At 54.7% G+C, this 24119-nt stretch carries 19 protein-coding genes; 9 read left to right on the forward strand and 10 right to left on the reverse strand.

Annotated features, from left to right (window positions below):
* Positions 1-59: 59 nt before the first annotated feature.
* Together glpK and KUO20_RS03390 are read left to right on the forward strand one after the other, a co-directional pair.
* On the forward strand, positions 60-1565 hold the full coding sequence (gene glpK, locus KUO20_RS03385) for a glycerol kinase GlpK (protein ID WP_235041503.1): 1506 nt from the start codon (positions 60-62) through the stop codon (positions 1563-1565).
* 176 nt (positions 1566-1741) lie between these two features.
* A complete protein-coding gene (locus KUO20_RS03390; protein WP_235041504.1) occupies positions 1742-2503 on the forward strand; it encodes a potassium channel family protein in 762 nt (253 codons plus the stop codon).
* A 10-nt stretch (positions 2504-2513) separates the two neighbouring features.
* On the opposite strand, the gene KUO20_RS03395 is transcribed toward KUO20_RS03390, so the two are convergent.
* The 3 genes from KUO20_RS03395 to KUO20_RS03405 are packed head-to-tail and all read right to left on the reverse strand — an operon-like array spanning position 2514 to position 5702.
* Positions 2514-4595, reverse strand: a complete 2082-nt coding sequence (locus KUO20_RS03395; protein ID WP_235041505.1) for an FUSC family protein — start codon at positions 4593-4595, stop codon at positions 2514-2516.
* A 3-nt stretch (positions 4596-4598) separates the two neighbouring features.
* Positions 4599-5471 carry an efflux RND transporter periplasmic adaptor subunit gene (locus tag KUO20_RS03400; RefSeq protein ID WP_235041506.1) on the reverse strand — a complete coding sequence of 291 codons (873 nt, stop codon included), beginning with the start codon at positions 5469-5471 and terminating at the stop codon, positions 4599-4601.
* 12 nt (positions 5472-5483) lie between these two features.
* Positions 5484-5702 carry a DUF1656 domain-containing protein gene (locus KUO20_RS03405; RefSeq protein WP_096281889.1) on the reverse strand — a complete coding sequence of 73 codons (219 nt, stop codon included), beginning with the start codon at positions 5700-5702 and terminating at the stop codon, positions 5484-5486.
* A 280-nt stretch (positions 5703-5982) separates the two neighbouring features.
* Here KUO20_RS03405 and KUO20_RS03410 point away from each other — a divergent pair, with 280 nt between their 5' ends.
* Positions 5983-6720 (forward strand): YoaK family protein, encoded by a 738-nt coding sequence (locus KUO20_RS03410; protein ID WP_235041507.1) that lies wholly within the window; start codon positions 5983-5985, stop codon positions 6718-6720.
* A gap of 27 nt (positions 6721-6747) precedes the next feature.
* On the opposite strand, the gene KUO20_RS03415 is transcribed toward KUO20_RS03410, so the two are convergent.
* The gene (locus KUO20_RS03415) at positions 6748-7650 is read right to left on the reverse strand and encodes a LysR substrate-binding domain-containing protein (RefSeq protein WP_235041508.1); all 903 of its coding nucleotides are present in this window, start codon (positions 7648-7650) and stop codon (positions 6748-6750) included.
* A 223-nt stretch (positions 7651-7873) separates the two neighbouring features.
* Between KUO20_RS03415 and KUO20_RS03420 the strand changes: the two genes are divergently transcribed.
* A complete protein-coding gene (locus KUO20_RS03420) occupies positions 7874-8452 on the forward strand; it encodes an NAD(P)H-dependent oxidoreductase (RefSeq protein WP_235041509.1) in 579 nt (192 codons plus the stop codon).
* An 85-nt stretch (positions 8453-8537) separates the two neighbouring features.
* On the opposite strand, the gene KUO20_RS03425 is transcribed toward KUO20_RS03420, so the two are convergent.
* The 3 genes from KUO20_RS03425 to msrP form a co-directional block, all read right to left on the reverse strand.
* Positions 8538-10325 (reverse strand): S8/S53 family peptidase, encoded by a 1788-nt coding sequence (locus KUO20_RS03425; RefSeq protein WP_235041510.1) that lies wholly within the window; start codon positions 10323-10325, stop codon positions 8538-8540.
* 104 nt (positions 10326-10429) lie between these two features.
* Complete coding sequence (gene msrQ, locus KUO20_RS03430; protein WP_235041511.1) at positions 10430-11047, reverse strand: protein-methionine-sulfoxide reductase heme-binding subunit MsrQ; 618 nt, start codon at positions 11045-11047, stop codon at positions 10430-10432.
* The gene (gene msrP / locus KUO20_RS03435) at positions 11047-12069 is read right to left on the reverse strand and encodes a protein-methionine-sulfoxide reductase catalytic subunit MsrP (RefSeq protein WP_235041512.1); all 1023 of its coding nucleotides are present in this window, start codon (positions 12067-12069) and stop codon (positions 11047-11049) included. The genes msrQ and msrP overlap by 1 nt, the downstream gene beginning before the upstream one ends.
* A gap of 208 nt (positions 12070-12277) precedes the next feature.
* On the opposite strand from msrP, the gene KUO20_RS03440 reads away from it, so the two are divergent.
* Positions 12278-13933, forward strand: a complete 1656-nt coding sequence (locus tag KUO20_RS03440) for an FMN-binding glutamate synthase family protein (RefSeq protein ID WP_235041513.1) — start codon at positions 12278-12280, stop codon at positions 13931-13933.
* Positions 13934-14013: 80 nt separating this feature from the next.
* On the opposite strand, the gene KUO20_RS03445 is transcribed toward KUO20_RS03440, so the two are convergent.
* A complete protein-coding gene (locus tag KUO20_RS03445) occupies positions 14014-14868 on the reverse strand; it encodes a sulfurtransferase (RefSeq protein ID WP_235041514.1) in 855 nt (284 codons plus the stop codon).
* A gap of 190 nt (positions 14869-15058) precedes the next feature.
* Between KUO20_RS03445 and KUO20_RS03450 the strand changes: the two genes are divergently transcribed.
* The 4 genes from KUO20_RS03450 (at position 15059) to KUO20_RS03465 (ending at position 19636) form a co-directional block, all read left to right on the forward strand.
* Positions 15059-16033, forward strand: a complete 975-nt coding sequence (locus KUO20_RS03450) for a DUF2157 domain-containing protein (RefSeq protein ID WP_235041515.1) — start codon at positions 15059-15061, stop codon at positions 16031-16033.
* Complete coding sequence (locus tag KUO20_RS03455; protein WP_235041516.1) at positions 16030-17124, forward strand: DUF4401 domain-containing protein; 1095 nt, start codon at positions 16030-16032, stop codon at positions 17122-17124. The genes KUO20_RS03450 and KUO20_RS03455 overlap by 4 nt, the downstream gene beginning before the upstream one ends.
* The gene (locus KUO20_RS03460) at positions 17114-17638 is read left to right on the forward strand and encodes a GDYXXLXY domain-containing protein (RefSeq protein WP_235041517.1); all 525 of its coding nucleotides are present in this window, start codon (positions 17114-17116) and stop codon (positions 17636-17638) included. Before KUO20_RS03455 ends, KUO20_RS03460 begins: the two co-directional genes overlap by 11 nt.
* Before the next feature lie 264 nt (positions 17639-17902).
* Entirely contained in the window at positions 17903-19636 is a 1734-nt protein-coding gene (locus tag KUO20_RS03465) for a mechanosensitive ion channel family protein (RefSeq protein ID WP_235041518.1), read from the forward strand.
* Between the two features lie 139 nt (positions 19637-19775).
* On the opposite strand, the gene KUO20_RS03470 is transcribed toward KUO20_RS03465, so the two are convergent.
* Entirely contained in the window at positions 19776-20375 is a 600-nt protein-coding gene (locus KUO20_RS03470; RefSeq protein WP_235041519.1) for a nitroreductase family protein, read from the reverse strand.
* Positions 20376-20558: 183 nt separating this feature from the next.
* Positions 20559-24011, reverse strand: a complete 3453-nt coding sequence (locus KUO20_RS03475) for an acyl-[ACP]--phospholipid O-acyltransferase (protein WP_422823102.1) — start codon at positions 24009-24011, stop codon at positions 20559-20561.
* Positions 24012-24119 lie beyond the last annotated feature (108 nt).

A 24119-nucleotide genomic window follows, 5' to 3' on the forward strand; every position in this document is an offset into this window, starting at 1 on the left:
AGGTCAGCCTGCTGATTTTTTAAAACAATCACTTAACGTTAACGATTGAGAGGCATTTCATGAGCCAGAAAAACTACGTTCTCGCTATTGATCAAGGCACCACTAGCTCGCGGGCGATGCTATTTGACCATGACGGCCGGATAGTCAGCGTAGCGCAGCACGAGTTTGAGCAGATTTTTACGCGTCCCGGCTGGGTTGAGCACTGTCCTCGTGAAATCATGACCAGTGTGCTGACCACCTTAACGGAGGTGATTAACAACAGTGGTATTGATGTTGCCGAGATCGCTTCCATCGGTATTACCAACCAGCGTGAAACGACGGTAGTGTGGGATAAACACACAGGGCAGGCCGTACATAACGCCATTGTATGGCAGTCTCGCCACTCCGCCGAGATCTGCGATGAGCTGCGTGCCGCAGGCCACGCCGATATGATTCGCGATAAAACCGGGCTGGTCATTGACGCTTATTTCTCTGCCACCAAGTTGAAGTGGTTATTTGAGAACGTGGCGGGCGTTAAGGAGAAAGCGGAGAAGGGCGATCTGCTTTTCGGCACCATAGATTCATGGCTGGTGTGGAACCTGACGGGCGGTGCCGTGCACGTCACCGATGTCAGCAACGCATCGCGTACGATGCTGTTTAATATTCGTGATCGGCAGTGGGACCCGGAGCTCCTTGAGCTGTTCGGTGTGCCGGAGTCGATGCTGCCTGAGGTTAAATCCAGCAGTGAGATCTACGGCAACGTACTGCCTAAGTTCCTGATGGGTAAAGAGGTGCCAATTGCGGGTATCGCCGGCGACCAAAATGCTGCTCTATTTGGTCAGGCCTGTTTTGAGCCAGGAATGGCAAAAAATACTTATGGCACCGGCTGCTTTACGCTAATGAATACCGGCACCCACGCAACGCCCTCTAAAAACGGCCTGCTGACTACCGTGGCGTGGGAAGTGGATGGCACGCTGGAATACGCCCTGGAAGGCAGCGTGTTTGTGGCGGGCTCCGTGATTCAGTGGCTGCGTGATGGCCTGAGAATGCTGGGCAAAGCGTCAGATTCAGAAGCTTATGCCACGCGCGCTAAAGATAATGACGGCGTTTATATGGTGCCTGCCTTTACCGGTTTAGGGGCACCTTACTGGAACTCTAACGTGCGCGGTGCCATGTTTGGGCTCTCTCGGGGAACCCAGAAAGAGCACTTTGTACGCGCGGCGGTGGAGTCGCTTGCGTATCAAAGTGCCGATGTTCTCAAAGCCATGCAGGCCGATGCCGACATTGCGCTGACCGAGCTTCGCACCGATGGCGGGGCGATCTCCAATGATTTTCTTGCTCAGTTCCAGGCCGACATACTGGGGGTCGATGTACTGCGCTGCGAGGTAAACGAGACCACCGCACTGGGTGCGGCTTATCTTGCCGGGCTCGCCGTAGGATTTTGGAAATCACGCGATGAAATCGTCGAGCAGTGGGCGCTAGAGCGGCGCTTTACCCCGCAGATGAAAGACGAAAAGCGCGATGAGCTCTATGCTGGCTGGAAAAAAGCGGTAAACGCCACCATGGCTTTTCACGTAGACTCTTAAGCTTGGTGGTCAGCGTAAGTAATTTACAAGCCCCCGGTCCTTGCTGGGGGCTTTGCGTTATCCACGCATTCAATGCTGCATTAATAAGGGGCGGCTTGGACGTCGACTGAATATTCATGCGGCGGTGGTAATTCCTCGGTTGGCTTGCGTCAACCAGTGCTCGTTGGAGCAACGGTATGAATAAAGCTACGCTTTATCAACAGTTAGCACCTGAGGCCAGGCATGAGAAAGGGCTGTCGAGGCTCAACCAACTTATCTGCCTTTTGATTCTACTGGCATCCATTACCGCCATACTGGAAACAGAACCGATGCTTCGCGCCATGGCGCCAGGGCTATTTAAAGTGCTGGAAGCCATGTTTGTCTGCGCATTTATGATTGAGTACCTGCTGCGGCTCTATTCGATAGGTGAAGACCCACGCTATCGAGGGTTCCGTGGGCGCCTGCGCTATATGTTTACGTTCTGGGCACTGGTGGATTTGATCGCCATTTTGCCTTTCTTTCTGGGTTTTATGACCCATAACAACGCCTTCCTGCTGCGGCTCTTACGCTTAGCGCGCATGCTGCGTCTCGCCCGGCTGGGGCGGTTTAGCCAGGCCTGGGTGTCATTGGCGGACGCGTTAAAATCCCGTTCCCATGAGCTGTTGCTAAGCGCCGGCGTGGCGGGGTTGCTGCTACTGTTTTCCTCCTGCTGTCTGTACGTGGTGGAAGCCGCCGCGCAGCCTGAGGCGTTTGGCAGCGTACCGCGCGCATTGTGGTGGAGCATCGCCACGCTAACCACGGTGGGCTATGGCGACGTAACGCCTATCACTGCGCTGGGGAAAGTCTTTGCAGGTCTAACCGCCGTGGCAGGCATCGGTATCATCGCCATGCCTACCGGTATTCTAGCCGCCGCGTTTAGCGATGCATTGCAGAAAAAATCATCAGATGCCGAAAAATAGCTATACACAGCTACTTTTGAGCTGCCTGTGTCGTCTTCGTTTGTAAGCTGTTATCACGCTTAAGATGCGGCCGCTCGGCCATGATGCGCGCCAGACGCTCAAGCGAGAGCTCCAACCGTTCAATCAGGCCTTCCAGCAGGATGCGGCGGTCGGCGGGTACATTGCCGTAGGTTGTGATCGCTTCATCCAGCTCTTTTCCTGCCTCGCGAATGCCATGTGGCTGGTGGCCGGTAGCGCTGTGCTCAAAGCCGGTAGCGAGTGCGCGTAGAAGGTTTTGATGCGCTTGGCGGATCTGCGGATGCGGCGCATCGTCTAGCCGGTCGCGCAGCCTTAGCGTGGCGGTGCCAAGATCGAGCCCGGTAAGGCCAAGAATGAACAGGTGGCGCTGCTCTTCGGGCAGCATGTCATCGTGTTGTGCCAGGTGTAGTAAGCGGTCCGCCATGTGGCCGCTGAAGCGGGTTTCGGCATCGCGAATGGAGCGCCGCCTAAGCTCGTGAATATCGTTGGATATTGCCTTGATCAGGCGCCGCCGCCTAAGCCGAGTTCCCAGGCCTGGCAGCAGGCGAAAGGCCATGACGACGCAGCTAAGACCGATAATCACCGAGATGGCTCGGTTGGCAAAACTATCAAACGAGAAGTCCATACCATTGCCCGGCATCGTCAATAGGATGTTGAAAATAGTAAAGGCGAGGCAGTACCCCATGGTCGCCATATTCGTGGCCCCTAACAGGCCTAAAAAGAGCGGGGTTCCGAAAATGAGTGCGAGTAACGGAAAGCTATTGGCCTGAGAAAGCAGCACATGGCCAAATAGAAAAGCGCTGGGAATGGCGGCCAGCATGCCCTTATAGAACATCATGGTAATCGCTATCGGGTTGTCACGACTGGCGAAAAAAGCCGAAAACAGAGTGCCTAGCATCATCGCGACCATCGCGCTCTGCCAGGCAGTGATAATCCAAAAGGTCGCCAGCAGCGAAAACACCAGCCCTGAACGTATGGCATTAATGCTAGCGGCAAGGTGATCGCGGTGCCAAGCTAGCTGGGATGAACGTAATTTATAGCGCCCTGGCGAGGCTATGGCTTCACGGGCGTCGAGCATGACCATAGCGTGGCCAATTGATTCGCGCAGCCCCAGCCGAAGGCGGCGGTCTAGCGGTGCTAAGCTGCTTTCTTCGTCGCTTTCATGGACCTCATGGCGCAGCGCCTGAAGCGCTTTTCTGGCCTCAACGACGCCTTTAACGTGTTCTGCATCACGAAAACCCTGCGCAACGCGACATGCCAACTGAAGGCTTTGTGGATCAAGCCGGTCGGCGTGGTCGTGCATAAGTTGATGGAGTGCCTGTAAATTGGCGAAAAAGCGCAGTGTTCGGCGCGTTAGTACGTGTGTCGCGCGTACTCGTCCTGGGCCGATAGGGCCTTCAAAACGCGCTGCTTGGCTATCGGTTTCTAGTAAAGTTAACGGGCCTAAGCTACCTCGCAAAGCCTTCTGCATGGCGGGAATATCGTCGCTAGCTTCCAGGCGCAGGGCGGCATGCTCGAAGGCTTCGTTGATCACGCTGTCGGCCTGGGTGGCAAGATGCGTTCCCACATGGGATGGCCATAGTAGCGAGCTGACTAACATGGCGCAGAGCGCGCCCAGCCCCAGCTCGGAAAGCCTTGCCGCCGCGATATCGAAAATTCCCGCGGGCGTGCTGCCGCTGGAAATAACCACGATCAGCATCGCGGTCACGGCCGCCATTAGGCAGCCATAGGTATAGTTATTACGCCATAGCGAGCCCACGTAGGTGCATAGCATAATCCAGCCAGTGAGTGTGATCAGCGCAGGTATGCGGGCTTGAGCAAAAAATGCCATGATCACAATGCCCGTGATAGCGCCAATCAGCGTGCCACCCATTTGGCAGATGCCTTTTTCGACTACCATGCCGCTCATCGGACGAATTTGCAGAAAGGCCGCGGAAATTAGCGCCCAGTAGGGGCGTTCTAAATCGAACAATAGCGCAATGTAGAGCGCAAGCATCATCGCAAGCGTGGTCTTGATGGCGAACTTAACCGCCGTGGCGTTGGGCGTCAGGTAGGTTTGCAGAAACGGCGACATGACTTACTCAGGCTGCGCGGCAGGGCGAACGCGCACGGTTGCCGTCATACCCACGCTCAGCAGCATCTCATCAGGCACTTCGTTTAACGTAATACGAACGGGGATACGCTGCGCCAGGCGCACCCAGTTAAACGTCGGCGCTACCTGGGGTAGCAACTGCGGGTTAAGGCTGGTGTTGCTATCGGCAATGCCGCGGCCAATGCCCGCGACCCGACCGTCTAAATGAGTATCACCGTTCATCAGGATGACATCGACCGGATCACCAACGTTGATCGATGTCATTTTGGTTTCTTCGAAGTAACCGACGACGTAGTAAGAGTTGTCGGCTATCAGTGCCATCACCGGCGTGCCGCGATTCACGTAGTTGCCTGTAGTGAGATGTACGTTAAGCACGTGCCCGCTGACCGGGGCTGTTAGCTGTGTGCGTGCTAAATCAAGCTGGGCGCTGGCTAATTGTGCTTGGGCTTGTTCTAAGTCAGCGGCGGCAATGCGCGAATTAATTTGTGCAATCTGCTGATTTTCGGCACTAATCGCCCGGCTATTGCTTAATTGGTTGCGTCGGCCCTCTTCCGCGCGGTTTAACTCAAGCGTTGCTTGGCGATGGTCCACCGTGGCTTGGGCGCTGTCGACGGCAGACTGATAGCGCGTTTCATCGATATCAAACAGCGCATCGCCTTGCGCTACGTAATCGGTGTCCGCAACGTCAAGGGTGCGCACCCAGCCGGAAACATCGGGGGCAATGGTGATCACTTCGGCGTGTACGCGGGCGTCGCGGGTCCAGGGAGTGTACAGATAGTAGCGCCATAGCCAGGCACCGGCGGCAATGGCAATCGCGACAATAATAAGGGTCAGCAGAATACGAAGCGAAGGGCGCATTAAGGGTCTCTCTTAAGGGCTTTCAAGCAAAATGGTAAAAATGAAGGTGGTGGCTGCCGTAAAGATGACAAAAAGTGAGATGTCGAACCAGGCCTCGTACCACAGCGCATACTGCCCGACTGCCCAGTGGAGCAGGGAGCGTGTCACTAGTGTTGCGACAAACCCAATCAATGCGTAAATCAGCAGTGGGCTGAGGTAAATGCCACCGAAAGCGATTTCTTGAAGACCCATAACATCCTTAAATGGCCTGGAAACAACATAAATAGCGATGAGTTTAGCGGGGTGTATCACGCACGTTGAGCGCTTGTTCCACCGGCTAGTATGGGAAGATTACACCAATTTTCCCCTTAGCGTGATAGAGCATAAGCCGAGTTTTCCACTGCACGCCAGGAAGCACAATAACCATCAGCGTAGGGCGTTAGAGAATCGTTCACGTTTCATTAACGTTTTGAGAGTTATGCTTTAGTCTTAACGTCTTATTTTGTCTACTTCAAAATGGTGGAAAAGATTTGTGCTGATTAAAAAGAAGAAAGCTCGATCCCATACCGAAGATCGTTATCTGGCACTGGTGTTAGCGACGGCTGCCGGTATCCTCAACGCCATGGCCTTGGGCGCCTTTGGTTTTCTCCCTTCGCATATGAGTGGCAACGCCTCGCAAATATCGAGTGAGGTGGCTAGCTCAGATACGTATGGCTTTTTGTTTCTAGCTGCTCTTCTTCTGGCATTTGTGATGGGCGGTGGCCTCGCGCGAGTTGCCGTGATTGCCGGGCAAAAATTCAGAACAATCTTTTGCCTGATTCTCCTGGCGGAAGGCGTGGCATTAACCGCAGTGTCGGTGTTTGAAATTTTGTTTTACTCGGTACGCTTCAATGCGGAGATACTGATAACCCTGGGCTTTCTGATGGGAGTACATAACTCCACCTCAACGCAGCTGTCGAATGGGCGAGTGAGATCCACTCACGTGACCGGCACGTTGACGGATGTTGGCATTGCACTAGGCTCGTTCTTGTCGTCATTTGTTTCACGCGATAAGGGGCTCGACCGACGTTTTTTTCAAAAGCAGCTCCACACGCATTTAACGACGATTTTTTCATTCCTTAGCGGGTGTCTGGCCGGATTAGTGTTGTTTGATTTATTCGGCTTCCACGCGATGTTGGCGCTAGGTGTTTTTTTGATCGTCGTTGCCTTGAGCGCCATTGTTATGACGGTGCGTATGGCAAGTAAGCTGATGGTCGCCAGAAGGGCTTAACGTTAAGTGGCATCGCAATCGTTGCGTTCAGCGCTGTAAATACGTCCCCGGCAGCTGCTCTGCTAAGAAGTCCATGAACAGCCGCGTACGCTGTGAAAGCGTGGCTTGACGGTAATAAACGGCATTGACGGTTTGGGTCTGTAGCTCAATGTGGTTGGGAAGCACTTCAACGAGCGTGCCTTTCTGGCGCGGCGTAATGGTCATAAAGTCGGCGAGACACACGATGCCTTCGCCCGCCACGGCTAGCTCCACTAGGGTGCTGCCGCTTGAGGCCGCAAGCGTCGGGGTAATGACTAAAAGTGTTCCATCGGCGTGACGCAGCGGCCAGCGGTTGAGGTGATCGAGCTGGTTAAAACCCAGCAGGCTGTGCTGTTTGAGATCATCGATGCTTTGCGGTGCGCCACGGCGTTCAAGGTAGGCGGGGCTTGCCAGAATGCGCAGCGGGCTGTAGCCGAGTAAGCGTGCATGAAGCGAAGAATCTTCCAACTCGCCGATACGGATGGCCAGGTCAACCCGCTGTTCTAGCAGATCAACAAAACGGTCATGTGTGTCGAGCGCCAGCGTAATACCCGGATAGCGGGCGCGGAACTCGCCAATCACCGGCACAATCACGAATTGCATAAAGCTAGGGGCCGCGTTGATCCTCAGCCTGCCCTGGGGCTGGCTATGGCGATCCAGCATGGCTTCTTCAGCCTCGTCCACGGCTGCCAGAATGTGGCGGCAGTGACCCAGAAACGTCTCGCCTTCCTCTGTGAGCTCCAAACGACGCGTGGTTCGGCGCAGTAGGGTGGCGCCGAGCTTTCGCTCAAGGCGATTAAGCGCACGGCTAACGCCAGAGACCGTAATGCCTAGCTGTTCCGCGGCGTTAGTGATTGAGCCGGTGTCGACCACCGTGACAAATGCCTGCTGTTCTTCAAGGGTGCTTTTCATATGGGGTGCTCATTAATCAGGTACTTTTATCTTTATCGGTTGTTTTGAAATGTGCAGATAACGCTATCAGTATTGTTGATTTTAAATCAAAAGTATTTTGACCAAGCATGGCTTCTTTTTCATCTCTTTTGATCTCACAATACGCGCCATATACAGCTCTAGCTATGCTGCTTAGCTATGATTTATAGCCAAGGTGGTAGGTAATTATTTAGGAATTCAATCAATGAAAATTTTACTGATTAATGGCGGGAAAGCGTTCGCTCACTCTGGCGGTGAACTCAATAATACGCTGCAAAGTGTGGCAGTGAGTACATTGAAGGCGTTGGGAAACGAGGTGCGCGAGACGGTGATCGACCAAGGCTACGATGTGGATGCCGAGGTACAAAACTACCTGTGGGCCGATACGATTGTGTATCAAATGCCTGGCTGGTGGATGGGCGCCCCTTGGATCGTCAAGCGCTATATTGATGAAGTGTTTACCGCAGGGCACGGCTCACTCTACGCAAGCGATGGTCGTTCGCGACACGATCCTAGCAAACAGTACGGCAGCGGTGGCTTGCTGCAGGGGCGTCGCTATATGCTGTCGCTGACCTGGAACGCCCCTTTGGAAGCGTTCGAAGCGCCGGGTAACTTCTTTGAAGGGCGTGGTGTGGATGGGGTGTACTTTCCGTTTCATAAATCGCAGGAGTTTATCGGCTTAGCGGCGTTGCCAACGTTTATCGCCAACGATGTGATGAAAGTGCCTAACGTCGAGCGTGATACCGATGCTTATCGCCGCCATCTGCACGAAGTTCTGGGCTAAACCCAATCCAAAGCCCACCTCGTAAGGCGGGCTTTTCTGGATTGTGTGGCCTTATCTTGACTAGCTTAGCTTAGCTTGGCCTCGCTTAGCGATCTCGGTCCAGGCTCTGAACGGTAAGGTCCAACGCTTTGTACATATCTAACCGGGCGGACAGGCCGATATCCGGATGATCGAGTTCATTGGCGCGTTCCGATGGTATTATCGGCGCGGTGAGGTCATCGGCATCCGTCGGCTCGAAATCATACTCTTCACCGATGGTCATCGCGCTACGACGCAATAGCATGCGTAGCTGTGCCGGTGAAAGCGTGGGGTCTATCGACATCATGGCTGCCAATAAACCGGCCACCAGGGGCGTTGCGTAAGAGGTGCCACAATGCGCGGGGCCTTGCTCTCCCTCTACCAAAGACGAGCCTCTAACACAGGCGGCTGCCGTGATGTCCACGCGCATATCGATATTCGACGCGTCGCGTTTGACCACGTAACCAGGGTCGTCAACCTCCAGGTCGTGATCGCCTTGCTGATGACCGCCCACCACAAATAGCTGGTCGGTCACGAAAGAAGACGGCAGGCGATAATCGTCACTTCCAGAAAATGACGAGGCGTTACCCGCTGAGTTGACGACAACCACATCGGGATGTTCGCGGCGTAGCCATAAGAAGAACTCTTCGAGCAGTTCTTCATAGCCGCTCATGGCGATACCGGAACGTACCAGCGAGTCGACTTCCTTGCCGTCACTGTTGATGGCCCCAACGCGATGAATGCCCCAGCTCCAGTTGAGTACGCGTACACCGTCTTCCACCAGATTGACCGACGCGGCGATATTGGCGGTAATGCCCGCATCCGAATTACGGTCAACAATCACATCGAAGCCCGGGCCTACCGTGTCTAGCCCGCGTAAAAAGCCGCTATTGCCACCTTCATTCCAGGCGGCGGCAAATACCCCGGCAACCGTTGTGCCATGCCCGTCGGGCTCAGCGGCATCGCGCGCATAGACACAGGTTCTAAAAGAGTCCGTGCGGCAGTCGCCCAGGTAGTCGGCAAAATCCGGTGCGTCGAAGTCTACTTCGCGCTCGATAACGCCAATGCGAATGGGCTGAGTCTCGATATCGCCGTCCTGACGTGGCAGGCGTCGCTGGTAATAATTAACCGCGTCTAAAAAGCGATTTGACGCCCAATCCTGGTCGTCGGCTGCGGGCAGCTTATCGGTCTCGCTCTCAACGCTTTCCTCTGCTCCTGATTCTTCTACTACCACCGCATCGACGCTGATTTCACTGCCAAGCCTGAGCACTAGCGCATCGCGCTCATCTAAGTCGCTGACCGGCAGGCGCAGCTGGTAGGTGTTGAGCGGCGGGATCATACCGACCACCTCTGCACCGTACTTTTCTGCTAACTGCTGGGCTTCTTCGGCACCTTCGTAGCTTTCTTCAATAATCACGCTGACCAGATCCACGTAGGTGGTCAGGTCATCCATGTTCTTCGCCACCTCTTGGTCGGTTGCCGCGACCACGTGACTGCCTTTGAGGCTTATCCACACCGGGTTGCTCGCTTTTTCGTGTTGCTCAAACCACAGCGGGCCGCTTTGTGCATCGGCGCTAGTGATTCGCACGCGTATCTTTTCATCCGTGTTATCAAGGCTCTCAGCCTCGAGCGGCGTGCCGTTTAGCTTTACCTGAAAATCGCTGTTATCAAGGCCGCTGACGTTCAGGCAGAACTCTTGAATATCCTGCTGCAGAAGGTCGCCACAGCGTTGCAGTTGTTCAACGCGTAAAGGTTGTTCATCGCGTATAGACTGCTCCGCGCTTGCGCCGGTTGCGAGCAATAGCGATCCTAACGCTATTGCCCGACGGGTAGCGCCCAAATATTTTACGGCCATTATTACTACTCCAATACGGTATTAGACTGTCTGCCCATAGCATAACGGCATTAGGTGAACTGAACATGAACCCGGCCTGCAACAGTTTATCCCGCCAAGGGTATTTAACGGCTAAACCGATGGCGAAGTTTCGGCAGGGTGCGAGCAACAGGCGGTAGGCGGGTGGCCATTATTAATGCAGCCACGGCGGCATAGATGGCCCATTCGCGCAGATCGGCGCGCACTATCCAAAAGAAGTGCAGCAGTACCAATGCTAAAATAGCGTAAGAGAATTTGTGCAGTGGCTTCCAGCGCTTGCCTAGGCGTTTCATCGCCCAGCGGTTGGAGGTTGCGCCCAGCACGGTAAGGCCGATGAGCGCTATCATGCCGACAATAATGTAAGGGCGTTTGACTATCTCGCTACCCAGTAGCGCCCAGTTAAGCCCCAGAATAAATAGCACATAGCTGAGCAAATGCAGCGTGGCGTAGGCCAGTGTCCATAAACCGAGCTGGCGCCGAATGAGTGCAAACCCTTTCCAGCGGGTCAGCTTGCTCAGCGGAGTAAGGCTTAACGTGAGCAGCAGCAGCCAGAGTGCGCCAATGCCGATGTGGAGCAGCAGGTAGCGCCCAGGTTCAGGGCCAGCGGCGTTATTGGCTACTTGCCAGCCCCAAAATAGTAGCGGCGTTAGTGCCGCCAAGAAAACGCCAATACGCCAGCAAAGCCATATACGCGGTGCTGCCATCAGTAGTTAGCCCTTAAATCCAGTCCCGCATACATCTCGGCCACTTCGTCCGCATAGCCGTTAAACATGAGCGTATCAATATGGTTAGGGCTAAACAGGCTGTTGGGCAAGCGCCGTTCGGTGGCTTGGCTCCAGCGTGGGTGGTCAACCTGAGGGTTTACGTTGGCGTAGAAACCGTATTCGTTAGCCGCTATTTCTTGCCAGGAATTGACCGGCTGTTCTTCAACTAACGAAATGCGCACAATCGATTTGATACTCTTAAAGCCATATTTCCATGGCACCACTAATCGTAGGGGGGCGCCGTTTTGATTGGGCAGTTCGCGGCCGTACATGCCCATCGCCAATAGCGTGAGCGGGTTCATGGCTTCGTCTAAACGCAGACCCTCCACGTAGGGCCATTCAATCAGCGAGAACGAAGAGCGCTGCCCTGGCATTTGGTCCGGGTCTACCAGCGTTTCAAAACGGACGTATTTCGCTTTGCTGGTAGGGTCGGCACGTTTGATTATTTCGGCGAGGGGAATGCCCAGCCAGGGGATGACCATCGACCATGCTTCTACGCAGCGCAGTCGATAAATACGCTCTTCGAACTGCGACGGCTTGGCGAAGTCTTCAAGCGTGAAACGACCGCCGTTGTTGACTTCACCATCGATCACCACGCTCCAGGGCTGAGTTTCTAAGCTGCCTGCATGGCGCGCCGGGTCGCTTTTTCCAGAGCCGAATTCGAAAAAATTGTTGTAGCCGCTGGCATCATCGAAAGGGGCGATAATGTCTTTTTCAGGGTCGCTTGGGGTGACTGCGCGCCACTCTGCCTGGCTAATCTTTTCACTTAGCCAGGGCGGTGCGCTGCCATCGGGCACATCAGAATAATCAGCGGCATTGGCGTAAGCTTTTTGTCCCGCCAGAGCAATCCCCGCGCCTAGGCCCGCCATGCCACCCATAAAGCGACGACGTGAAAGGTAAATAGACTCCGGCGTTACGTCGGATTCGTTTAAATCACTGGGTTTGGCAATTTTTATAAGCATATGATGCCTCCGCTAGGAAAAGCTTGCGCACAGCATGGTTAGTGAATGCTGCATTGGATATTACTTAGTGTGGTAAGTTCACCAAAACTTATACTAATCCTCTTCATTAAATAGAGCGAGTTGGGCTGGTGAGCCGCTACCTTGCTCCGATATGCTATCTAGGCCGTCATACCCTTTTGCAGACGGTTAATAAGGAGTTTGTGTTCTCATGATAGAAGCTCGGGGATTAACCCGCATTCCTTTGCGCAATGCTGCCTTCGTTGCCTGCATAATCCTGCTGGCCATTTCGCTGATTGGTTTGGCGTTTTCGCTTGTATGGCTAGTGGGCGTGGCGATTTTTGGCCTGCTTGCTTGGCTAGGTTTTCACGACATGCGCCAAACGCGTCGAACGGTCAGTCGTAATTACCCAATATTGGCGCACATTCGCTATACCCTGGAATCCATTGGCCCTGAAATACGCCAGTACTTTATTCAGTCGGATCTGGACGAGCGGCCGTTCTCCCGCGAGCAGCGTGCCGTAGTGTATCAGCGCTCTAAAAATGAGAGCGACAAGAAGCCCTTCGGCTCACTGTTGGATATGTACAAGCCGGGCCATGAGTGGATCAATCATTCACTGCTGCCCTGTGCGATTGAAGACGCTGACTTTCGGGTTCGAGTCGGCGGTAGCCGCTGTCGCCAGCCTTATTTGGCCAGCGTGCTTAATATTTCGGCGATGAGCTTTGGCTCACTTTCAGGCAATGCCATCGAAGCGCTAAATGCGGGCGCATGCAAAGGCGGCTTCTATCACGACACCGGTGAAGGCTCGATCTCCCGCTATCATCGCATTCACGGTGGCGATTTAGTCTGGGAAATAGGCTCTGGCTATTTCGGCTGCCGTCACGACGATGGCTCGTTTAACGAGGAGCGGTTTGCCGCCAACGCCAGCGATGATCAGGTCAAAATGATCGAAATAAAGCTGTCGCAGGGCGCAAAACCCGGCCATGGCGGCATATTGCCGGCGGCTAAAGTCACCGCCGAAATTGCCGAGGCCAGAGAAGTACCCATGGGCCAGGATGTGGTTTCTCCCGCCGCCCACACGGCCTTTTCTACACCGCTAGAGCTGATGGCTTTTATTGCCCGTCTACGTACGCTTTCCGGCGGCAAGCCGGTTGGATTTAAGCTGGCAATTGGCCACCCCTGGGAGTGGTTTTCGATTGTGAAGGCCATGCTGGAAACGGGCGAACGGCCTGATTTTATTGTGGTGGATGGCGGTGAAGGGGGAACCGGAGCCGCGCCGTTAGAGTTTATTAATCGCATGGGTGTGCCGCTTACCGAAGCCGTAACGCTGGTGCACAACACGCTTGTTGGGGCTGGGCTGCGCGAGGAAATCAGCATCGGGGCGGCTGGCAAAATCACGTCGGGTTTTAATATTGCCCGCACGCTGGCGCTGGGAGCCGACTGGTGCAATGCCGCCAGGGGCTTTATGTTTTCACTGGGCTGCATTCAAGCGCTCAACTGTCACTCAGACAAGTGCCCCAGCGGCGTGGCCACCCAGGATCCTAAGCGTAGCCGTCATTTGGATATTGCTGACAAAACCGAGCGGGTATATCACTTCCACCGCAATACGTTAAAAGCGCTGGCGGAAATGCTGGGGGCGGCAGGGCTTACTCACCCTAGTGAGCTGGGGCCCGAACATATCATTCGCCGCGTATCGGAAAATGAGATCCAGTCCTACGATCACATCTTTACGTTTTTAAAACCCAATGAGCTGCTGCATTCAAAATGTGAACACACGGTGTTTAAGCACTACTGGGAAGATGCCCGGGCGGACTCTTTCTTGCCGCCGCCAGCGATAGCGAGGCGGCGCTTTACTAAGCTTGAGTGAACGTCATCCCCGCTGCGTTTCTGAGTGATCACCTGCGCAGCACTCTGAGTGATCACCTGCGCAGCACTGGGAGTGAGGGGTCAGTCGCCGGTGGCGATAGCCCGTTGAGGATCGTTGATCCATTCGCTCCAGGAGCCTGCGTACAGGCTGGCCAGAGAGTAGCCGGCCAGACACAGGGCAAACAGATTATGACAGGCGGTTACGCCAGAGCCGCAATAGGCCACCAACGCCTCGGGTGGGCGTCCGCCAAGCTTCTCGGCAAAACGCTGCTGGAGCTGCGGCACTGGCAAGAAACGCCCATCGCTGCCCAGGTTGTCGGTAAAGGCCGCGCACTGTGCGCCGGGGATATGTCCGGCCACCGGGTCGATAGGCTCTACATCGCCTCGAAAGCGTGGCAGGCCCCGGGCATCCAGTAAGGTCAGGTTTGGCTCTCCAAGGCGCTGCTGCAGTTGCTTGGCCTCCAGCAACAGGCGGCTATCTGGCTGACCGCTGAAATGCCCGGCAACACTCTGTGGGGAATCCTGGCTCAAGGGCAGGCCAGCGGCGCACCAGGCGTTCAAGCCGCCATCAAGAATGAACACGCCATCGCGCTTACCCAGCCACGCCAGCAGCCACCAAGCCCGGGCGGCATAGGCACCGGGGCCGTCGTCATACAGCACGATGGTACTGTCGTTATCGATGCCCCAGCCTTGCAGGCGCGTTACTAGCTGCGCGGGTTCCGGTAACGGATGACGACCGGTTACTCCGGGGATAACCGGCGCGCTCAGGTCGCGGTTAAGGTCAGCGAAATGCGCCCCGGCGATATGCCCGCCGGCATAGCTGCGCTGGCCATAATCCGGATCTTCCAGCGCAAAGCGACAATCCAGAATCACTAGGCCGGGCTGCTGTTTCTCTTGCTCTAGAGCAAGCGGGCTAATTAGCTGTGCGAGGGACATAGCGGTCTCCTGCAAAATGAGTCGAAAACTGATCCTACTGCATTTCTTGCCAGGCGTGGGCCTGGGGGGCGTAAAACCTTATAGTGGTTTCTTCTTTCATTGTTAATTCTAAGTACGTGCCTATGGTAAGGCTATGCTGATCATTCGGCGTCCATTGAGTGCTAACTCCTCTACCTCTCCAAGGAATGCCATGGCTTCTTCTCGCCGTGAACTGGTGTCGTTAATTGAACAGGGCGTTATACCGCCAGATCAGGTAGCAAAGGCGGTGCGGATTGCTGGGCTGAATCCTTCGCCCCGCGCCTGGGCGGTATTTATCGATCGGCTGCTGCTGTGGCTAGGTGGGCTGATGCTGGCCTTTTCGGTGCTATTTTTTATTGCGTATAACTGGGCCGAAATGGGCCGTTGGCTGCGCTTTGGAATGGTGCAGGCAGCCTTAGTATTGGCGGTGGGTATCGCCCTGTGGGCTAATGCCAACGCCGTGGTGTACAGGGTTGCACTAACGGCGGCATCGCTGCTAGTGGGCGTGTTGTTAACGCTATTGGGACAGATTTATCAAACCGGTGCCGACCCCTGGCAGCTGTTCTTTGTCTGGGCTTTACTGGCGCTGCCGTGGGTGTGGGCAGCCCGTTTTGAACTGCTTTGGATGCTGTGGTTAGGATTACTCAATCTTGCCATCGGGCTTTATTTTCGCACGTGGGGTGGGCCGTTTGGTGCCCTAGCGAACAGTGACGCTGCGCTGTGGGGCGTGTTGGGGCTCAATACCCTCGCCTTGGCCTGCTGGGAGTGGGGCGCTTATTCCAGGCGCTGGGGGGCGGGTCTTTGGGCCGCTCGTTTGCTCGCCGTGGGCAGCGGCGTGCCTATCACGCTGCTATTGATGTCCCTGATAGCCGAGATGCCGCCGGTGTGGTCGCCAGTGTTGGTGGCTTATCCTCTCTGGCTTGCGGCGCTGTATGCCGTTTACCGCCACTGGCGGCCTGATTTGTTCATGATTGCAGGCGGGTGTATCTCAGTGATTGCCGTGGTCACGTGGCTGCTGGCTCGATACTTACTATGGGAAGGGGATTGGCAGGAAGGCAGCTTGATGCTCATGGCTGTCGCGGTGCTAGCAATGGGCGCCGGTGCCGTAATGTGGCTGAAGCGGCTACACCGGGAGGCGTGGCTATGATACGTAGTGCCTACGATGTTAAAACAAATAGTTTAAAAGCCAAATTGACCCTGGCAGGCATTGCGTTAAATGCCCCCACGCTGCCCGAATCGCTGGAAACGCCCTGGTTTGTGCGCGTTTTGCAGGCTTTTTCCGGTTGGCTGGCGGCGCTTTTTTTACTGGGGTTTATCGCCATTGGCGGAGTCTTTATTGTCGAGAGCGCCGCCGCGTCGCTGGGCCTGGGGCTAGCCTTGATCGGTGCTGCCTTTGCGCTGCTGCGAGCAGCCCGCAGCGATGTGCTCGAACATCTGGCGCTCGCCATTAGCTTGGCCGGGCAGTTACTAGTGGGCTGGGCTGCCGTCGAGTACGGGAATAACGCTGCCTATGTGTGGTGGTCGATGCTGGTCTTACAGAGCGCACTGGCGCTGGTGATGCCAAGCGTAACGCATCGTGGATTTTCTGCCTTTGCTGCCAGCGTAGCGCTTTATATGGCGTGGGTAACAGCAGCGATGGGAATGGTCGCCAGTGGCATTGTGCTTTGTGCACTAACAGCACTGTGGTTAAACGAGTTTCGCTGGCCACGCCGCATTAAAGAGATACATGCGTGGGGCTATGGACTAGCGTTGGGCTTGCTGGTCACTCAGGGGTTAGCACATGCGGGTCATCCACTGCCGTTTCTTTATGACGTGCTTGATAGCAGTTTAATACGGCTAGGGATTTGGCTGAGCGTTGGGCTCGTCGCGCTGGCACAGCTGATACTTTTTCAAGCGCTGTTTCAAAAACAGACTTTAGCTAGCGCGCGCTGGGCGGCTTACGCTGCCGGTGCCGTGCTGTTGGTGGTGACGTTTTATATCCCTAGCGTAGGCCAAGGCGTGGTGGTCGTGCTGCTGGGTTTTGCTATTGGCAATCGCGTGTTAACGGGGCTTGGGATGCTTTCGCTGATACTGGCGATAGGCAGCTATTACTATTGGTTGAACGCCACGTTCCTGACGAAATCGATAGCGCTGTTGGTGATGGGACTCTTACTGCTTGGGCTGCGTTTTGGGCTACGCCGGTGTTGGAAAGCTAGAATTACACGCTCAAACAATAGGAGCGTTGACAATGATGCCTAACGCTAAAGCAAACAGGATAATTATTATCGCGGGTATGCTGCTGGTTCTGGCCGTTATTAATGGGGCCATTTGGCAGAAAGAACGTCATTTGGCGCTGGGTGAAATTGTTTACCTTGAACTCGCGCCGGTTGATCCGCGCTCATTGATGCAGGGCGACTACATGGCGTTGAACTTTGCCATTACCGGCCGTATTCAAGCGACGTTGAATCACGAGAGTAACTTCCCGAATGCCCGCAATGGCCACGTCGTGGTGCGCTTAGATGACCAGTATATCGCCCATTTTCTGCGGTTAGATGATGGCAGCCCGATTGGCGATCAGGAGCGTCGCCTACAGTATCGGCTGCGCAATGGCCACGTGCGCTTTGCTACCAATGCATTCTTCTTCCAGGAAGGCCACGCCGAACGCTATCAACCCGCTCGCTACGGGCAGTTTCGCATTAACGACCAGGGCTCACCGCTTCTGGTTGCATTATACGATAGCGAGCTGCAACCGCTCGGCAGCCTGGCTAGGTAGCGCGCTGTGAAACGCATATTCGCATTTCGAACCCCCGCCTTTGCTAAACCGAGTAGATAAAGACGACCGTTATTGATAGTTATTGATAGTTATTGATAATAGCGGCGCTGCTCCTTGCGCCATCAAGTAAGGTAGGCTGTACTTTACGCTTGCTCTGTCTTACCCCCACTGACATGGATGGCCCTGACATCATTGCAGGGCTGGCTACGTAATTGGTCTGTCGATGGTCGGTAAGTTGATTCACCTTACTTAATAAAGGCATGTATGAAAGCAAACGGCTTATGGCCCGCATGGATGGTGCTGATCACAGCACTGCTATTTTCCAGCGTGTGTGTGGCGCAAACTCAGGGAGAAGAGAGCGAAGATAATCGGTGGTTTGCCGTTGATGAGCTAAATACGGGGTTGGAGGAAGCTCCGGAGGAGGTCAATTTAATCACCCCACGCGAGGCAATTCGCAGCTTTCAAGCGCTGACGGACAACGAAGAGTTTGCGGCGGCGGCGCATGTTCTCAATTTGTCCGATTTATCACCCGCCGAGCAGCGCGAGCAAGGGCCGGAGCTAGCCAAGCAGTTGGCTGAAGTGCTCAAACGAGGCGAGTTGCTGAACGTTTCCAACCTTCCTGGTCGTCGCGATGCGATCATTGAGAATACGGCCGGGCAGGAACCTAATCCTCAAGCAGGCCAGCCGCGTCGAGACCTTGAGATAACGTCGCTGAAAGTGGGCAGTGATGCGTACGACATACGATTGGGCCGCTATCGAGCCGGGGACGAGGATCCCGTCTGGCTGATTATGTCAGACAGCGTGTCGTCGATTCCGCTACTTTATAAAGAATATGGTCCTTCCATGCTGGAGGAGCATATTCCGGAACGCTTTAAGGAATCGCTCGGCGTGCTGATGATTTGGGAGTGGATCGCCATTCCCATTTTCCTGATATTGGTTGCGCTCATGGGATGGGGGATTTATAGCTTTGTTGGATTGTTGGCGCGACTGATTCCTTCCGGCGCAAAAAGCATCTTTGTGGGCAGAATAAAAAGCCCTATGGCACTCATCGTGATGTCGCTGGTGACGCAGATGATGCTGGACTACGTGGTCTCATTCTCCGCTATCGCCATGGGTACCTTCCGCGTTGTGTTAACCGCCGTTCTGGCGTGGGGCGCGGCAACTATTGCACTGCGCTTGGTCGATACCATTATGCTGCGTATGACGCGGCGTTTAGTGGGTGAGATTGATGACACAAAATCTCGCGATGAGCGCCGGCTGTTAACATCCCTTTACGCGTTGCGCCGGGTCATCATTCTGATAACGGTCATTGCCGTATCGGTTTACGTACTCAGCCAGGTTCAGATATTTGAAACACTCGGCTTGTCTATTCTCGCCTCCGCAAGCGTTCTCGCCGTGCTGGTCGGTATTGCTGGTCAGGCCATGCTGGGGAACATTCTGTCTTCTTTTCAGCTGTCGCTGGCCAAGCCGATTCGGATCGGTGATCTGGTGATGTTTGAAGGGCAGTGGTGCTATGTGGAAGGGATTTTTTATACGTTTATTCGATTGCGCTCATGGGACGAGCGGCGGCTAATCGTGCCGGTCACCTACTTTGTGTCTAAACCGTTTGAGAATCTCTCGGTAAAAAGTACCAAGATGTATCGGTTTTTGGAATTGACGCTGCACCTAAGCGCTGACGTCGAGCTTTTAAGGCAGACGTTTCTAGCCTTTGCTAAGGACGAAGAGAATGTCATCGAGCACCACAAGCTGCTGTGCTATGTGACAGGGCAAACTGCAACGGCGCAGATCATTACTTTTTACCTGATGACGTCCGACCCGCTAGCAGGCTGGGTGGCAGAAATGAACGTGCGTGAGAAACTGCTGGCCTTTATTCGCGATAACCATCCGGATTGGTGGCCACGCGATGTCATGGTCATTAGCCATAACGATATTGCGCGCGGGGAACCGGGCAAACGCTCTACGCCAGTGGATAGCGCTGACGTAAAACCTTCTGAATAGAGCGAGATTAGGCAGCGCAAGCGCTATTGAAAAGATCGGCTTCTAAAAGACATCGCCCGCTGTCGCTGAATAATCAGTGGCAGCGGGCGAAAGCAAGTTCGTTATGAGCGCTTACTTAGGACATGTCATAAGCCGTGACTTAAGAAAATACGCGGAAGCGTTGCTCATCGTCCATGAACGTTTTCTCGCCAAACGGTGCTTCATTAGAACCGAAGGGCATTTGCGCGCGCAGTGTCCAAGAAGCCGGCAGATCCCAGGCATCAAATACGGCATCGTCAATAATGGGGTTGTAGTGCTGCAGGCTGGCGCCAATATCGGCCTGTGAAAGGGCCGTCCATACGGCAAACTGGGCGATGCCGGTAGCATGCTCTGACCAAACAGGGAAGTTGTCGGCGTAGAGCGGGAATTTCTCTTGCAGCCCTTTGACAACCTCTTGGTCTTCAAAAAACAGCACGGTGCCAGCACCAGCAGCAAAGCTGTTGACCTTCTTCTCAGTAGGCTCAAAAGAGTCAGCAGGTACGATCTTACGCAGCGTTTCCATGACTAGCTGCCAGAGCTTGTCGTGCTGTTCGTTGAACAGAATAACCGCACGCGAGCTTTGTGAGTTGAACGAGGTGGGTGCCTGCTTAACAGCTTCTTTGATCAATGCCGCTGTATCATCTTGGCTGATGGCAATATCTTTGCCGATGACATACTGGCTACGACGCTTCTTAAAGATTTCAATCGCTGGATTAGTCATTAAACGCTCCTTCTTAATTTATCCGAATTTTTGAGGGGGGAAGATAACCTCAAAACATTGAAAATGAATTTAATATATATCCGGATTAGAAACCATGGAGAAAAGTCAGCGGTTTCAGTGAAAAAAATCCTTTTATTCATCTCTTTAACAATGCCCGCAGGCACCGGTGGCCGACTAGAGCGCCTATTTCGCGCTTTCGGCCAATTTTTCCTGCGCCAAGCGCTTGGCGCCCGCGATATCCTGCTTGCCGGACCCCAGGCGCGGAAGAACATCTACGCTAAGCCAGTCACTGGGTACCATCATGGGCTTCGTACCGTTAGCGAGCATCGCGGTTTTTACGGTGCTGGCATCTACGGGCGTTTCCGATAGCAGCACAATACGTTCGCCTTTACGGCTATCCGGGATGTTGACCGCCATCAGCGCGGTGTCGGGCTCCTCAAGTGCGGCTTTAACGGCTTGTTCTACGGCACCTAGCGCGACCATCTCGCCGCCAATTTTGGCAAATCTTGCGTAGCGGTCGATCAGCGTTAAAAAGCCGTCTTCGTCGAGAAATCCTTTGTCCCCCGTGACGTACCAGCGCTGGTCATCAATGTCGCGGAGCGCCTCAGCGGTGCGTTTAGCGTCGTTAAGATAGCCCTGCATGACCTGCGGGCCGCTGATCAAAATCATACCGGCTTCGCCAGTAGGCAGTTCTTCGAAGCTTTCAGGCGCAACGACTTTGAATCCCGTTCCGGGCAGCGGCATGCCTACGCTGCCAATCTTGCTACCGCGCTGCACCTGCTGGTAGTGAACGCCCAGGGTATCCGGTAAGTTGACCGAGGCAACTGGTGATGTCTCCGTCGCGCCATAGCCTTCATAAATCGGTTTGTAGAATTTCAGCGCAAAGCTTGTGCGCACGCTGTCATCGAGCTTTTCTGCGCCGGCCACGATCACCCTCAAGCTATCCAGCATTAGCGGGTGCACCTTTTGACTGCGTACGAACAGGCGCAGAAGGCTGGATGTGCCAAACATAATGGTCGCCTTGTGCTTAGCAACCGCGCCGGCAATGCCGTGGGCATCGGTTGGGTCGGTGTGACACACTAGCGGCAACCCTTCAATGAGCGGTAGCAGCTGCGTGACTGTGAGGCCAAAGGCATGAAACAGCGGCAGCGATCCCATCACAACGTCGTTGCTTTGTGTATTAAGAACGTCAGATGTCTGTTTGATATTGGCCATGAGGTTAAGGTGGCTCAATATCACGCCCTTAGGCTGGCCTTCGCTACCGCTGGAGAACAGAATTGCGGCCGTTGCATCGGCATCATGGCTACGGCTAAAGCAGCGCTGTAATAGCCACGTGGGCAGTAGGCGTACCGCAAGCCAGGTGCTGACACGCTCGGCGCGGCTAATCGTTGCCTGTAGGGTTTCCAAATACACGACCTGCTGCTGGCCAAGTAACTGGTCAACCGCTAACCCACGCTTGGCTAGCGTTGCTACAAAGCGCTTTGAGGTGAACACCGTCGTAATCTCTGCCTGGGCGAGAGCGGACGCCAGCGCCTCTTGGTTCGCCGTGTAATTGAGGTTCACAACGGTTTTTCCCGCTAGCAGGGTGGCCATGTTGGTGATCACCCCAGCGCTGCTGGTAGGCAGTAATAAACCAACGTTTTGCCCAGGGCAGCGTTTACGGATGCGTTTAGATAGCAGGATGCTGGCAGTTAACGCTTGGCTGGCACTGAATGGGCGCCCAAGAGTGTCGGCCAGAGCAAGCTCGCCTGGGCGGCGCTTAACGCTTTGAATCCAGGCGTTAGCAAGCGTGGGTAGCTCGTCCATGGCCCGCTGCCAGGAGTGGCTCGCCTGTTCAAAAATGCGTCGTTTAAGTACATCGGCCGGCGTGTCCTTGGGCAGTGATTTTCCAAAAGCGACCACCACCGAACGGTGCAGCGGGGAATGACGCAGCTCTTTAAGCTTGCTGGAGGAATGTGAGAACTGGCTGCCCCATAGCCCACGCAGATAGAACGGCACGATTTTGACGTCAGGATTAGCCATTTTACAGGCGCGTTCATAGCCACGGCGGAACTCGCCAAGCTGGCCATTGCGACTAATCGCTCCTTCCGGAAACAGGCACACCACTTCGCCGGCATTGAGCAGGTCGGCCACATCGCTTAGCGCCTGTTCGGCAGCGGCGCCGGGCTCGATAGGAATACAGCCCAGCGCTTTAAAGAACCAGCGTAGATACCAGCGCTGGTAGATGCTTTTCAGCATGACAAAACGTACGGGCCGAGGGCTGGCAATTTGCACCATGGCCCAATCTAACCAGCTGATATGGTTGCCCAGCAGTAACACGCCGCCTTGCGCCGGTAGGTTTTCCAGGCCGTGAACATCCACGCGATAGCGGCGCGTGAGCAGGAAGCTCAGCAGAAGGCGCACCAGGCTTTGGGGTAGCTTGAAGATAGTGTAACCACCGCCGACCATGGCCACGGCCGCGATGAGCAGCAGCAGATAGTGACTATCCACACCGGCCAGTGCGAATAGCGCCGTGAGCATCAAAAAGCCCAGCATGGCGATATTTTGAATCCAGTTGTTGGCGGCCAGCACGGTGCCTAATTCATTGTCGGCGGCGTGAAACTGGATCAGCGCATTGAGCGGTACGATAAACAGCCCACCCATGATGCCAATAAATACAAAGTTAACGGCTTGGCTGACAGGTGTGGTTAAAAGCGGCAGGCACCATAACCCTACTGCGATCCCAATTGCCCCGATCGGGATTAAGCCGGTTTCAATGCGGTTGCGGGAAAGCTTGCTAGCGAGCATAGATCCCAGTGCAATGCCGATACCGCTGGCAGCGAGAATGCCCTGCAGCACCAAGGTGTTATCGATACTTAGCGCGTCTTTGGCATAGGCCGGGAAGGCGGCCAGCAGTACTTGGCCGACAGACCAAAAGGTAGCCAGGCCGATAATGGAAAGCCGGATGACGGGCTGACGCGCGATGAGTCGCAGGTTATCTTTTAAGGCGTGGCCCTTAATGTAGCGCTGCCAGGTAAGCGGTGTTTCTGAGCGTGGGGTGTTATCCAATGGCAGGCGATAAAGTGTGACCACTTGGAGAGCGCTATTGAGTACTAGCAGCCAGCCCAGCGGTGCAATGTGGCGTAGCAGCTGCGCTGGCGTCTGGTCATCAGGCGACACCCAGGTTTCAAACAGCGCGGTAAAGGCCACGGTGCCCGCTAAAATAGCGCCGATAGTGACCGCCTGAATCAGTCCGTTGGCTTCCGCCAAGCGTGGCTTGCCGAACAGCCCCCTAACCAAGCCGTATTTGGCCGGGGAGTAAAAAGCCGATTGAATGGCCAGCAGTAGCGTCATCGCGAACGCTAACCAGAACCACCCCTGATAATACGCGGCGGTGATGCCGAGTGAAACGGCCACTGCCGCCCAGGCGGAAACGCGCAAAACGCGCACCTTGGGGTAGCTATCTGCCACGTGGCCTGCAGGGCTAAACAGTAAAATAAACGGCAGCAAAATTAAGCCGTTGACCAGCGCCGTGAGGACGACCTGAGCGGTGCCGTCATAGCTTTTGAAGATCGTGTTTTGAATAACGATCTTGTGGCCCAAATCGACAAACGCATTGAGAAAGATCGCGATCAAGTAGGGCCAGGCGCCCCTCATGTGCAGCACGTTTCGCATGTATAGGTTGCCTTATTCATTCCTAGAAGTAGTAGCAATGTGTACAAGAGACGATATTTTTGCAACTCTAATGCGCTAAGTTGTAGCATG

The sequence above is a fragment of the Vreelandella profundi genome, from assembly GCF_019722725.1.
GTDB classification, from domain to species: Bacteria; Pseudomonadota; Gammaproteobacteria; order Pseudomonadales; family Halomonadaceae; genus Vreelandella; species Vreelandella profundi.

Excerpts from the sequence above, each read along its gene's own strand:
- glpK (WP_235041503.1), top strand. The coding sequence starts at position 60 with ATGAGCCAGAAAAACTACGTTCTCGCTATTGATCAAGGCACCACTAGC.
- KUO20_RS03390 (WP_235041504.1), top strand. The coding sequence starts at position 1,742 with ATGAATAAAGCTACGCTTTATCAACAGTTAGCACCTGAGGCCAGGCAT.
- KUO20_RS03395 (WP_235041505.1), bottom strand. The coding sequence starts at position 4,595 with ATGTCGCCGTTTCTGCAAACCTACCTGACGCCCAACGCCACGGCGGTT.
- KUO20_RS03400 (WP_235041506.1), bottom strand. The coding sequence starts at position 5,471 with ATGCGCCCTTCGCTTCGTATTCTGCTGACCCTTATTATTGTCGCGATT.
- KUO20_RS03405 (WP_096281889.1), bottom strand. The coding sequence starts at position 5,702 with ATGGGTCTTCAAGAAATCGCTTTCGGTGGCATTTACCTCAGCCCACTG.
- KUO20_RS03415 (WP_235041508.1), bottom strand. The coding sequence starts at position 7,650 with ATGAAAAGCACCCTTGAAGAACAGCAGGCATTTGTCACGGTGGTCGAC.
- KUO20_RS03420 (WP_235041509.1), top strand. The coding sequence starts at position 7,874 with ATGAAAATTTTACTGATTAATGGCGGGAAAGCGTTCGCTCACTCTGGC.
- KUO20_RS03425 (WP_235041510.1), bottom strand. The coding sequence starts at position 10,325 with ATGGCCGTAAAATATTTGGGCGCTACCCGTCGGGCAATAGCGTTAGGA.
- msrQ (WP_235041511.1), bottom strand. The coding sequence starts at position 11,047 with ATGGCAGCACCGCGTATATGGCTTTGCTGGCGTATTGGCGTTTTCTTG.
- msrP (WP_235041512.1), bottom strand. The coding sequence starts at position 12,069 with ATGCTTATAAAAATTGCCAAACCCAGTGATTTAAACGAATCCGACGTA.
- KUO20_RS03440 (WP_235041513.1), top strand. The coding sequence starts at position 12,278 with ATGATAGAAGCTCGGGGATTAACCCGCATTCCTTTGCGCAATGCTGCC.
- KUO20_RS03445 (WP_235041514.1), bottom strand. The coding sequence starts at position 14,868 with ATGTCCCTCGCACAGCTAATTAGCCCGCTTGCTCTAGAGCAAGAGAAA.
- KUO20_RS03450 (WP_235041515.1), top strand. The coding sequence starts at position 15,059 with ATGGCTTCTTCTCGCCGTGAACTGGTGTCGTTAATTGAACAGGGCGTT.
- KUO20_RS03455 (WP_235041516.1), top strand. The coding sequence starts at position 16,030 with ATGATACGTAGTGCCTACGATGTTAAAACAAATAGTTTAAAAGCCAAA.
- KUO20_RS03460 (WP_235041517.1), top strand. The coding sequence starts at position 17,114 with ATGATGCCTAACGCTAAAGCAAACAGGATAATTATTATCGCGGGTATG.
- KUO20_RS03465 (WP_235041518.1), top strand. The coding sequence starts at position 17,903 with ATGAAAGCAAACGGCTTATGGCCCGCATGGATGGTGCTGATCACAGCA.
- KUO20_RS03470 (WP_235041519.1), bottom strand. The coding sequence starts at position 20,375 with ATGACTAATCCAGCGATTGAAATCTTTAAGAAGCGTCGTAGCCAGTAT.
- KUO20_RS03475 (WP_422823102.1), bottom strand. The coding sequence starts at position 24,011 with ATGAGGGGCGCCTGGCCCTACTTGATCGCGATCTTTCTCAATGCGTTT.